This is a genomic window from Halorubrum sp. CGM4_25_10-8A (assembly GCF_005435025.1).
Classification (GTDB): Archaea; Halobacteriota; Halobacteria; order Halobacteriales; family Haloferacaceae; genus Halorubrum; species Halorubrum ezzemoulense.
The window spans coordinates 226979-238403 of the sequence record NZ_SGTX01000002.1 but is presented as its reverse complement, the minus strand read 5'-3'; the positions used below and the strand labels follow the sequence as shown (position 1 = coordinate 238403).

Here is an 11425-nt window from a genome sequence, read left to right as displayed (position 1 = left end):
GATACCGGTGTGGACGCCGCGCCGACACGAGGCTTTTCAGCCGTGCCCGCGTAGGACCGCTCCCATGGACGAGAAGACCGCCGAACTCCGCGACCTGTTCGTCGACGCCACCGGCTCGGAGACGGTCACCGAACGCCAGGAGGCGGAGCGGGGGACCCTCGTCAATCGCGACGACGCCAGCGAGGGGGTCCGCGACCTCGTCGCCGCGATGCGGGAGCGGTACGGCTTCTCGACGCCGCTCGGCGACGCCGCCTACGCGCTGGTCGCCCGCGGCCGGTTCGCAGACGAGAGCGACGCGGCGGTCGCGGCGGCGATCCGCGACGAACTCGGCGATCGCGAGGACGGCGACGCCAAGGTCGATCCGGACGATATCGACACCGAGACCGTCCGGAAGGCGCGTCTCGACCTCCACCTCGTCCGCGAGTCGGACCGTAAGGTCGGGACCGACGACGGCGCCGACCCGCCGTTCGCGTACGCCGACCTGAAGCGGCTCACCGCCGCCGGGAACTCGATCGTCGAGTGCGCCGAGGAACTGGACGCCGCGCCGGACACGGTCGCCCGGTACGCCGCCGTCGCGCGCACCGACATCGCCTCCACGCGGGCGAACGACCGCTTCCGCGACGCGTTCCGCGACCTCCTTACCGACGCCGATATCGAGGGATCGCTCGCGAGCGACGCCCGCGAGGACGGCCTCCGCGAGGCGACCGAAGACATCGAGACGGACGTATCCTTATAAATAGTCGACGACTGAGCGGCGGCGAACACCTCCAAAGCCCCAGCCGCTCGCTTATAAATGGATGCTGACGGATCCGTAACGAACACCTCCAAAGCCCCAGCCGCGAGGACTCGCGCGGCTCGCTGCGGTCCTCAGTCAGTCGCTGGCGCTCCTTCCTTGCGGTCCTTGCGTCGCCGTGCTTCGTCCTCGCGGCTGCCCCTTTGAGTCCCGCCCCGCACAGCACCGCAGCCTCACACCTCCCCAGCCTCGTCGCTGGCACCCTTCGCTTCGCTCCGGGGCCAGCGACTCCCTCGCGCGTGCTCCTCGCGCCCGGTGGGCGCTCGGAGGCACGCGCCGTCGTTCATTTATAAGCGAAGCCGCGGCCAGCGGCTCGCGTGACCCTCGTCCCGTTCAGCGACTTGGCCCGCGCGGCGTACTGTCCCCGCCAACTCTACTACGTTCGGCGCGACGACGAGCGGAGCGTCCCCCCGAAGGCGCGCGAGCGCATCGGACTGGCGTTCCGGTACGACGAACTCGTCGACGCGCCCGATCGGGCGCTCCGGCAGCTTCCGCTTCACCGATCGCCCGCGGCCTACCGCCGGAATCTGGACCGGCTCCGAGAGCGCGAGGAGTACGGCTCCCTCGTCGACCCCGCGAGCGAGCGCGGGTTCCTCTCGGGCAAGGACTGCCACGGCACCGTTCACAAGGTGCTGGAACCGAGCGGAGGGGCGGAGGACCCGGACGAGACGGAACAGTCTCCCCCGCCGATTCCGACGCTGGTCTCGTCGGGCGAGCCGCCGGAGAACGGCGTGTGGGAGCCGCAGGCGGTCCGTGCGGTCGGGATCGCGAAGGCGCTGGCGTGGGAGCGAGAGCGCGAGCTACCGCGCGCGCTGGTCGAGTACCCGGCCGTCGGGGTCGTCCGCGAGGTCCGGCTCACGCTCCGGAAGAAGGCGGCGTACCGCGAGGCGCTCCGCGCGGCGCGGTCGATCGACGGGCCCCCGCCGCGCGTCGACGACGGCCGCTGTTCGACCTGCGACTACGCCGCCGAGTGCGGCACGCGGCGGCGGTCGCTCCGGTCGCTGCTGGGCTGAGGCGGCGCGGGCGGTGGTCACCGAGCGCCGCAAACGATCCTCACGGCGAAAACGACGTGCCGCACTCGGTACAGGTGAACCGGAACCGGCCCTCGTCGGTGAGTTCGGTGTCGTGGACCCGTTCTTCGCCGCAGTCACGGCACTCGACGATCGACTCGATCCGGTCCCAGTCGTGGCGCGCGCCCGGCGCGCCGATCGCCCACGCGATCACCTCCTCGTCGGCGTCCTCGGGGACGAATCCGGACTGGAACTCGCCGGGCGCGAAGCGGATCGCCTCGTCGGGGCCGACCTCGACGCCCTCGCGCTCGCGCCCGACCTCGAACGTGGCGGTGCCCGAGCGCACGTAGAATATCTCCTCCTGGTCGCCGTGAGTGTGGAGGCCGCCGGAAAAGGCGTCGCCGGGCGCGAGTTCGAAGTAGTTCATCGCGACGTGGTCGGCGCCGAGCGCGCGCGAGACCGGCTTTCGGATGTCGTGAACGCCCATCGGGTTCGTGACGACGTCGACGTCGTCGATCGCGGCTCGCTCCATGGGCGTCGCTCTCGGGGGCGGGTCGTAATCCTGTCGCCGGCCGCGTGTGAAACCGCCGGCGTGTGACGCTCTCGCCGACCCGCGCCGAGGATCCCTCGGCGATACCCCGGGTCACGGCGAGGATCGCTCGGCCAAACCTGACGCGACCCGGCAGTTTATACGTGTGTACATTGTTCGCACGGGTACGAATGACGCGAGACACTCGCGATCGTTCGGAGGATAGAGGAAGTCGCCTCGCGGCGGCTGGCCGCGAAATTCTCCGACGATAACGACTCCGGGGCACGACCGCCCCGCGGCGGCACCGACCCCGAGACCACCGCAGAGCCGACGGACTCCCTTTTGACCCGAACACCACTCACCGACCTCGACGAGGTACAGCTACTCGACACCACCCTGCGCGACGGCGAACAGATGCCGGGCGTCTCGATGACCCCCAGCGAGAAGGTCGACGTGGCCCGCGAGCTCGACGCCGCGGGCGTCCACCTGATCGAGGCCGGCTCGGCGTGTACCTCGGCGGGCGAGCGCGAGGCGATCAGCCGCGTCGCCGACGAGGGAGTCGACGCGACCGTGACGAGCTTCGCCCGCGGGGTGCGGGCCGACGTGGACCACGCGCTCGACTGCGGCGTCGACGGGGTGAACCTCGTCGTCCCCGCCTCCGACAAGCACGTCGAGACGAAGGTGGGGTCGACCCGCGACGAGGTCGTCGAGACGACCGTCGAACTCGTCGAGTACGCGACGGATCACGGTCTGTGGGTCGAGGTCCTCGGCGAGGACGGCTCGCGCGCCGACCTCGACTACCTCGAACGCCTGCTCGGCGCCGGGCTCGACGCCGGCGCGGACCGGATCTGCTACTGCGACACGGTCGGCGCGGCCGACCCCGAACGGACCGCCCGCGTCGTCTCGCGGCTCGCTGACCTCGGCCCGACGAGCCTCCACACCCACGACGACCTCGGGTTCGGACTGACGAACGTCCACGCGGGGCTGAAGGCCGGCGCCGACACCGTCCACGGCACCGTCCTCGGGGTCGGCGAGCGCGCCGGCAACGTCGCGCTCGAGGAGGTCGCCATCGCGCTCGGGGAGTCGTACGACGTCGACACGGTCGAGCTATCTCGGCTCTATCGGCTCTGCCGGGCCGTTTCAGAGGCGACCGGCGTCGCGCTCCCCCCGAACAAGGCCGTCTGCGGCGCGAACGCCTTCGCCCACGAGTCGGGGATCCACACGGACGGCACGTTGAAGGACGGGACGATGTACGAGCCGTACCCGCCCGAGACCGTCGGCCGGGAGCGCCGGCTCGTCCTCGGGAAGCACGCCGGGCGCGCGGGGGTGAAGGCGGCGCTCGCCGAGCACGACGTGGCGGTCGACGACGGCGAGCTGCGCGAGGTCGTCGCCCGCGTCAAGGAGCTCGGCGAGCGCGGCAAGCGGGTCACCGACGCCGACCTGCTCGCGATCGCCGACGACGTGCGCGGGCGCGAACGCGAGCGCCACGTGGAGCTCGTCGACCTCTCGGCGACCTCCGGCGGGAACCTCCCGACCGCCTCGGTGCGGCTCCGAGTCGGCGAGGACGAGCGCGTCGCCTCCGGCACCGGCGCGGGTCCCGTCGACGCCGGCCTCGAAGCGGTCCGCGCGGCGCTCGCGGGCGACGACGGCGGGCGCGGCGGGGACGCGGGCGCCGAGGCGGACGTCGCCTTCGAGCTCGACTCCTACCACGTCGACGCGATCACGGGCGGCACCGACGCGGTCGTCACGGTTGAGGTCGACCTCTCGCGGGGCGACCGCTCCGTGAGCGTCTCGGCGTCGGACGCGGACATCACCCGCGCGAGCGTCGTCGGGATGGTCGACGGGCTCGACCGGCTGCTCGCGGCGGAGGCGGACGCGGCGGGCGCCGACCCGAGCGCCGTCGCCGACGACTGAGCGCGCCGGCGTCTGACGAGGTTTTTATTCGAGGGCGGTCGATCGTCGGGTGTGAGCGTCGTCGTCGCGATCAAACCCTCGGCCCGCAAGCGGAACGCGAAGGTGGGACGGCTCGTCTTCGAGGACGGTCCCAGCCACACCTTCGAGAGCCGCGCGGCCGCCGAGCGCTGGGCGGACGACCTGTCGGCCGGCGACGGCCACGTCTGGGTCGCGAGCGCGCACCCCCGCGACGACGGCGACGCCGACTGTTACCTCGTCTCGCGGGCGACGAACGCGAAACTGGAGGCCGCCTACGACAAGCGCCGCCGCCGGCTCAGGGGCGACGCGGGGTCGGAGCAGGAGTCGCTCGGCGGCGAGCCGTAAGAGCGGGTTTGGAGGCGACCGCGGCGGCTACGACGATTTTTCGCCCGGCGTGGGGTCCGATTCGGCGCCCGATTGCGGGTCGGGGTCGGCGTCCGGGCCGGACCCGCGCGCGTCCATCATGTCCGCGGCGCGGGTCGCCCAACCCGAGTAGCGGAAGCCGGCGATGACGACGAGCGCCATCCACGCGTAGGCCGCGGACACGCCGACGTACGCGCCCGTGGGGCCGAGCCCGACGGTGCGTCCGAGCAGCCACGAGAGCCCGAGGAAGAACCCGAACATCGCCGAGACGCGCGCGACGAGCGGGATCCGGGTCTCGCTCGCGCCCTGGAGCGACCCGGAGAGCGCGGAGAAGCAGGCGAGGGCCGCGCCGGCGAGCCCGTACACCCGCGCGAAGTCGACCGCGGACGCGACCGTCGCCGCGTCGTCGGTGAAGATCGGCACGATCCGCGGCGCGCCGATCACGAGCCCGAGCCCGATCGTTCCGACCGTGAGCACGCCGAGCCCGGCGACGGCCCAGCCGTCGAACCGCGCGCCCGCCGGGTCGCCCTCGCCGAGCGCCTGGCCGACGAGGACCGACGCCGCGACGTTGTAGCCGCGCGAGAGCGGGCCGGTCACCTGCTGGTAGACCCGGCGACCGATCTGGAAGCCGGCGTTGACCGACTCGCCGAAGCCGAGGAGGAGCGCGTTGAACGGGAACTCGGCGATCTCCGAGCCGAACCCCTCCAGCACGCGCGGGGCGCTCACCACGAGGAGCTGCTTCGCGATGGTGAGGTCGCGCGGCCACGCGAAGTCGGCGTCGGTCCACGACCCCCAGATGGCGAAACAGAGCAGCCCGGCGGTGAGTACGTTCGCGGTCGCGGTCGCGAGACCGACGCCGAACACCTCCAGCCGCGGGAAGCCGAACAGGCCGAGACCGAGGACGACGGAACCGGCGATGTTGACGGAGTTGGCGGCGATGTTGACGTACATCGGCGTGCGGGTGTCGCCGGTGCCCTGGAGCGCGCGGGCGCCGACGAGGGCGACGTGGCGCGCGGGGGCGGTCGCGAACACGATCGCGAGGTACGTCGACCCGAGGTCGACGACCGCGGGCGAGGTCCCCTCGCCGACCAGACGGCCGAACACGTCGATCGCGAGCTCGCCGAAGAGGACCCCGAAGAGGACGAACGGAATCCCGGCGAGCGCGCCGAGTACGATCGCCTGCGTCACCGCCTCGTCGCGGTTCTCAGCGGCGCCCGCGCCGGTGTCCTGCGAGGAGAGCGCGATGGCGCCGCCGCCGAGGCCGAGCCCGATCCGCAGCGGGAACCGGGCGTACAGGTCGGCGAGGCCGATCGCGACGACGGCGGCCGGGGAGAACAGCGCGGTGACCAGGATGTCGGTCGTCCGCATCGCGGTGCGGAACGTCTGCTCGGCCATCACGGGCCACGCGAGCGAGAACACGCGCTTCCAGACGCGCCGCAGCCGCGGGAGGTCCATGCGTCGGTCCCGACGAGCGCCCGCGGTTTCTACGTATCGGAGCCGGCCGAGTCGGCCGGTGCGTGCGGGAGCGTCACCGTGAACCGCGCTCCCCCGAGCGACGACTCGCCGGTGTCGAGGGACCCGTCGTACGCGTCCGCGAGCGTCGCGACCAGCCGCAGGCCGCTGACGCCGCCGTCGCTCGCCCCGCCGACCGCCTCGTCGGTCAGGAACGACCCGTCCCGTACCTCCGGGGGAAGCCCCGGACCGTCGTCCTCGACGACCAGCGCGACCCCGTCGTCGCCCCCGAGGCGCGCCGCCTCGTCGCCGTCGGCGCGGACGGCGACGCGGACGGTGACGCCCGGACCGCTGTGTTCGACCGCGTTCTCGACGAGGTTATGGACGATCGACCGCACGCCGTCGTTGGCGGCGACGGGGGCCGCGTCCGGGAGGTCGGTCTCGATCGCCGCCGATTCCCCGTCGGCGACCCCCGCCAGCACGTCTCGGGTCGTGTCCGCGAGATCGACGCGGCTGGAGTCCGCGTCGCCGAGGATCGCGTCCGCGACCGCGCTCGTCGCCTCGATGCGTTCGAGCCCCTCGCTCGCCTTCGCCGCAACGGTCTCGGCGTGACCGGAGCCGTCGGGGTCGTCGAGCAGGTCGGCGTAGCCGCGGATCGTCGAGAGGTCGTTTCGGAGGTCGTGCCGCAGGAGGTGGTTGACGAAGGAGACGGCGCGGACCGCGTCCCGCGCCCGGCGCGCCTCCGCCGACTGCCGGACCGCGTAGTACCCCGCGATCGCGCCGCCGAGGCTCCCGACGCCGGCGGCGACGAGCATCGGGAAGGCCGGCTCGACGAGCGGACGGCCCTCGAAGGCGCGCACGGCGAGCGTCGCGGCGAAGGCGGCGACGGCGAGGACGGTTCCGGTGGCGGTCCACCGCGCGACGCGCTGCTCCTCGGCGGGCGAGAGGTCCCGGCGAGCGATCCGGCGGCCGGCGACGAGGACCGCGACCGCGATCCCGCCGTCGAGCGCGAACGCCAGCAGCGGCCCGGCGGAGCTCCCGATGGCGCCGATCTCGGCGCCGTGGTGGACCGCGGCGGCGACGAGGAGGCCGGCTCCGATCAGGGAGACGGCGCGGTGGCCGCGCAGCGTAGACATTACGAATCCGACCGCGGAAGCGAGTAAAACGGTTGTGGATTCGTCGGGAGGCCGGCCGCAGCGCGGCGAGAGAGACGCCGCGGGGAGCCGTCCGAACGTTGAAAGCCGCGAGCGACCCACGGCACCCATGGACGTCTTCGTGTACGGGACGCTGACCGAACCGGAGCGGGTCGCCGAGGTCGTCGACTCGTTCGTCTTCGTCGGCTCCGCGACGCTCGACGGCCTCCGGCTCGTGGAGGGGCGGTACCCGACGCTCGCGCCGGGCGGCGAGACGGGGGGCCGACTCCTCCGGACGGAGGCCGTCGACGCGCTCGACGCCTACGAGGACGTCGGGGGCGGACTGTACGTCCGCGAGACCGTCCCGCTCGACGCGCCGGCCGACTACCCCGACGCCGCCGCGGTGTACGTCGGCGACCCCGAGCGCCTCGACGCGGACGCGACGTGGCCCGGATCCGGCCCGTTCCACAACCGAGTGCGCTCCGTCCTCGACGCCCGCGACGTGCGGGTGCGACTGACCCCCCGAGATACCGTCTGACGGGCGGATGACGGCGCCGCTGTCGTGCGGTTTCACTTTCGCTCTGGTAGCCCCACCTTTTTGTATTTCCGTCGCATCGTTTCACTCGCACGTCACACGCGTGCATTCCCCCTTTCACCGACCGCGAGCCGTCGGCTCGGCGTGCCGGGCCGCCCGGCGGCAGGCAGTCGGCACACGGCGACCGCGGCGGGTGCCGTCGACCGTCCCGTGGACGGTCGCCCCCGACCGGAACCGATTAGCGGGCGGCGCGGCGACGGGGTGGCATGCTCAGTCTTGCCGACATCCGCGAGGCGCGCGAGCGGGTCTCGGGCGTCGCCCGCCACACGCCGCTTGAGCGGTCGCGCTCGTTCTCCGAGATGAGCGGCGCGGACCTCCACCTGAAACTGGAGAACTTCCAGCGGACCGGCGCGTTCAAGATTCGCGGCGCGATGAACCGGATACAGACGCTCTCGGAGGCGGAGCGCGAGGCCGGCGTCGTCACCGCGAGCGCCGGGAACCACGCGCAGGGCGTCGCGCTGGCGGCGAGTCGCGCTGGCGTCGACGCCACCGTCGTGATGCCGAAGTTCGCGCCCGTCTCGAAGGTGAAGGCCACCCGCGGGTACGGCGCGAGCGTTCGCCTGGAGGGCGTCGACTACGACGAAGCGCAGGCGTACGCGCACCGGCTGGAGCGCGAGGAGGACCGGACCTACGTCCACGCGTTCGACGACCCCGTGGTGATGGCCGGACAGGGGACCCTCGGCTTGGAGATCGTCGACGACTGCCCCGACCTCGACACGGTCGTCGTCCCGATCGGCGGCGGCGGCCTGATCTCGGGCGTCTCGGTGGCGATCAAAGAGCAGCTGCCGGACGTGCGCGTCGTGGGGGTCCAGGCGGAGGGTGCGGCGTCGGCCGCGAAGTCGCTCGAGGCGGGCGAGGTCACGGAGATCGACAGCGTCGACACGATCGCCGACGGGATCGCGACGCGGTCAGTCGGCGAGGAGACCCTCGAGGTCATGGCCGAGTACGTCGACGAGGTCGTCACCGTCGACGACCGCGAGATCGCCTTGGCCCTCACGCTGCTCTTGGAGCGCGCGAAGACGCTCGTGGAGGGCGCGGGCGCGGTCGCGCTCGCCGCCGTCCTCTCGGAGGCGTTCGAGTACGACGACGGCGAGACGGTCGTCGCCGCGCTCTGCGGCGGTAACATCGACCTCAACCGCCTCGGCACCGTGGTCCGGCGCGGGCTCGTCCAGATGGGCCGGTACCTCAAGATCACGATCGACCTGAAGGACCGACCCGGCGAACTGGAGCGCGTCTCCAGCATCGTCGCGCGCACCGGCGCGAACGTGTACGCGGTCCACCACGACCGAACCTCGCGGGACGTGGCCGTCAACGCCGCCGAACTCGAACTCGAATTAGAGACCGACGACGCCGAACACGCCGCCGACATCGTCGACGCACTCGAAGCGGAAGGGTACGACGTGGAGATTCTGTCCTGAATCGGTCGGCGATGGCGACCATTTACAAATAGAACTACGGTGGCGCGTGCCTCCGAGCGCCCGGAGGGCGCGAGGAGCGCGCGCGAGGGAGTCAGTCGCCCGGAGCAACGCGGAGGGCGACTGACGAGGCTGGGGAGGTGTGAGGTGCGGTTGCTGTGCGGGGTGGGATTCAAATGGGCAGCCGAGAGACGGGCACAGGCCACGCAAGCACCGAAAGGAGCGAGCAGCGCGAGCGACTGAGGAACACAGCGAGCGTGCGCCCGCCTCTCGGCTGGGGCTTTGGATGCGGCCACCGCCGGTCGATTGTCAGTTGTTCATAAGCGAGCAACTGGGAGTTCGGCTACGATAGCTCGCCCGATTCACTCCGACGAGTCCGTCGAGTTGCTCCCAGAATCGGGAGCCGAAACGCTGCCGCTCACGCTCGTCGACCCGCCGAGGAGCGAGGAGTCCGAGTCGCCGCGCAGCGTCGTGACCGTCTCGCCGTCCTGTTTCACGATCAGGGTCCACGGGTCGTCGGCCGCGGGAATCCGCACTGTGCCGTTGTAGCGGACGACGCCGGAACACGACCGCGGCGCCGCGTCCGTCTCCTCGGTCGGAACGTCGAGCACGTAGGCGGAGTCGTTCACCCGCTCGAACGTCGGGCCGCCGATCGCGTGCGAGGGTCCCGGCAGCGAGACGTTTCTGGAGTACGTGATCTCCGTGTTCTCGGCGCCGGCGACCACCGACGTCGAGCTGTTCGCCGAGAAGTCGTCGGGACAGCGGACCTCGTCGGTATCGAAGTGGAGCAGCGCCGGCGGATCGCTCGCCCCGCCGAGGAGGCCGCCGGGCCCTCCCGACACGGGGCCGGCGAGGGCGACGGCGCTACCGGTCACGAACAACGCGAGCGCAGCGGCGACGACGACCAGACCGCGTCTGTTCATCACGTGTCCAACGACGGGAGAGGCGGAAATAGTACCGCGTATAACTCAAAGAGGGGTTTGCGTCACCGATCGCGTCACGGGTGTGGACGGAGCCGTCGAGACGGCGAATCGAACGCGTCGGAACCGACGGACCGCGCTTCAGTCGTCCGCGGCCGCGGCGTCGAGCTCGCCTTCGTACAGCTCGCCGGCGCGCTCGCGCTCGGAGAGGTACTCGTCGGCGTCGAGCGCGGCCTTCACGCCCATCCCGCCGGCGGTGGCCGCCTGCTGGTAGTGGAAGTCGACCACGTCGCCCGCGCCGAAGAGCCCCTCGACGCCGGTCCGGGTCTGGCCGCCGCCGCGGCCGCCCTCGGTGAGCAGGTAGCCGTCGTCGTCGGTCTCGATACCGGTGCCTTCGAGGAAGTCGGTGTTCGGCGTGTGACCGATGGCGTAGAAGACGGCCCCCACGTCGAAGTCGTACTCGTCGACCGCGTCGGCGGTCGCGGGGTCGTCGAGCTTCTCCTTCGGGTGGCCGTCGGGGTGTTCGACGAGGGTCACGCGGTCGATGCCGTCCTCGGGGGTGCCGTGGATCTCGGTGAGCTCGGTGTTGAGGAGGAGCTCGATCTCGCCGTCTTCGACGGCGTCCATCGTGCGCTCGATCCACACGTCCTCGGCGCGGAACTCCTCGCGGCGGTGCGCGATGTACACCGTGTCCGCGAACTTCGTCAGGAAGTTCGCCTCCTCCATCGCGGCGTCGCCGCCGCCGACGACGAGCATGTCCTCGTCGCGGAAGAACGCGCCGTCGCAGGTCGCGCAGGTGGAGAGGCCGTAACCCATCAGCTCCTCCTCGCCGGGGACGCCGAGCGTCCGCGCGCTGGCGCCCGACGCCGCAATGACGGCGTCGGCGGTGTACACGTCGCCGTCGGTGAGCGCGACGTGGAAGTGGCCCGCCGGCTCCTTCGAGACGTCCTCGATGACGCCGTTTCGGGTCTCGGCGCCGAACTTCTGCGCCTGCTCTTTCATGTCGTTGATCAGCCCCGGCCCGGAGATCCCCTCGGGGAAGCCGGGGTAGTTCTCCACGTCGGTCGTCAGCGTGAGCTGGCCGCCCGGCTCGTCGCCCTCGACGAGCAGCGGGTCGTTGTTCGAGCGCGCGGCGTATATGGCCGCGGAGAGACCCGAGATACCGGTGCCGGCGATGATGAGTCGGCGGTGTTCGACGATGTCGTCGGTCATTACCTACAGTTGGCCGCCGCGTCCTATGTACGTTGCGACCGTTGCGCGATTCCCGCACGACCGCCCCGCCG

Annotated in this window: 11 protein-coding genes; 6 read left to right on the top strand and 5 right to left on the bottom strand. The window is 71.8% G+C overall.

What is annotated here, in order from left to right; translation table 11 throughout:
- The first annotated feature begins 64 nt into the window (after positions 1 to 64).
- Positions 65 to 736 (top strand): hypothetical protein, encoded by a 672-nt coding sequence (locus tag EXE52_RS03505; protein ID WP_089308855.1) that lies wholly within the window; start codon positions 65 to 67, stop codon positions 734 to 736.
- A 374-nt stretch (positions 737 to 1110) separates the two neighbouring features.
- Positions 1111 to 1806: a hypothetical protein gene (locus EXE52_RS03500; protein WP_049931853.1), complete on the top strand. Its 696-nt coding sequence runs from the start codon at positions 1111 to 1113 to the stop codon at positions 1804 to 1806.
- 40 nt (positions 1807 to 1846) lie between these two features.
- Here the strand turns inward: EXE52_RS03500 and EXE52_RS03495 are convergent, their stop codons facing one another.
- A complete protein-coding gene (locus EXE52_RS03495; RefSeq protein ID WP_089308854.1) occupies positions 1847 to 2335 on the bottom strand; it encodes a cupin domain-containing protein in 489 nt (162 codons plus the stop codon).
- A gap of 339 nt (positions 2336 to 2674) precedes the next feature.
- Between EXE52_RS03495 and EXE52_RS03490 the strand changes: the two genes are divergently transcribed.
- Both EXE52_RS03490 and EXE52_RS03485 read left to right on the top strand, forming a co-directional pair.
- Entirely contained in the window at positions 2675 to 4246 is a 1572-nt protein-coding gene (locus EXE52_RS03490) for an alpha-isopropylmalate synthase regulatory domain-containing protein (protein ID WP_199237857.1), read from the top strand.
- A gap of 51 nt (positions 4247 to 4297) precedes the next feature.
- Complete coding sequence (locus EXE52_RS03485) at positions 4298 to 4609, top strand: hypothetical protein (RefSeq protein WP_049931849.1); 312 nt, start codon at positions 4298 to 4300, stop codon at positions 4607 to 4609.
- Between the two features lie 27 nt (positions 4610 to 4636).
- Here EXE52_RS03485 and EXE52_RS03480 read toward each other — a convergent pair whose 3' ends face one another.
- Together EXE52_RS03480 and EXE52_RS03475 are read right to left on the bottom strand one after the other, a co-directional pair.
- Positions 4637 to 6082 carry an MATE family efflux transporter gene (locus EXE52_RS03480; RefSeq protein WP_089308852.1) on the bottom strand — a complete coding sequence of 482 codons (1446 nt, stop codon included), beginning with the start codon at positions 6080 to 6082 and terminating at the stop codon, positions 4637 to 4639.
- Between the two features lie 29 nt (positions 6083 to 6111).
- A complete protein-coding gene (locus tag EXE52_RS03475; RefSeq protein WP_158293585.1) occupies positions 6112 to 7215 on the bottom strand; it encodes an ATP-binding protein in 1104 nt (367 codons plus the stop codon).
- A gap of 127 nt (positions 7216 to 7342) precedes the next feature.
- Here EXE52_RS03475 and EXE52_RS03470 point away from each other — a divergent pair, with 127 nt between their 5' ends.
- Both EXE52_RS03470 and ilvA read left to right on the top strand, forming a co-directional pair.
- Positions 7343 to 7750 (top strand): gamma-glutamylcyclotransferase family protein, encoded by a 408-nt coding sequence (locus tag EXE52_RS03470; protein WP_089308850.1) that lies wholly within the window; start codon positions 7343 to 7345, stop codon positions 7748 to 7750.
- 263 nt (positions 7751 to 8013) lie between these two features.
- Positions 8014 to 9225, top strand: coding sequence for a threonine ammonia-lyase (ilvA, locus tag EXE52_RS03465; RefSeq protein WP_089308849.1), 1212 nt, complete (start codon positions 8014 to 8016; stop codon positions 9223 to 9225).
- A 359-nt stretch (positions 9226 to 9584) separates the two neighbouring features.
- Here ilvA and EXE52_RS03460 read toward each other — a convergent pair whose 3' ends face one another.
- Positions 9585 to 10145, bottom strand: a complete 561-nt coding sequence (locus tag EXE52_RS03460; protein WP_089308848.1) for a hypothetical protein — start codon at positions 10143 to 10145, stop codon at positions 9585 to 9587.
- A 138-nt stretch (positions 10146 to 10283) separates the two neighbouring features.
- A complete protein-coding gene (locus EXE52_RS03455; protein ID WP_089308847.1) occupies positions 10284 to 11354 on the bottom strand; it encodes an NAD(P)/FAD-dependent oxidoreductase in 1071 nt (356 codons plus the stop codon).
- Positions 11355 to 11425: the final 71 nt, after the last annotated feature.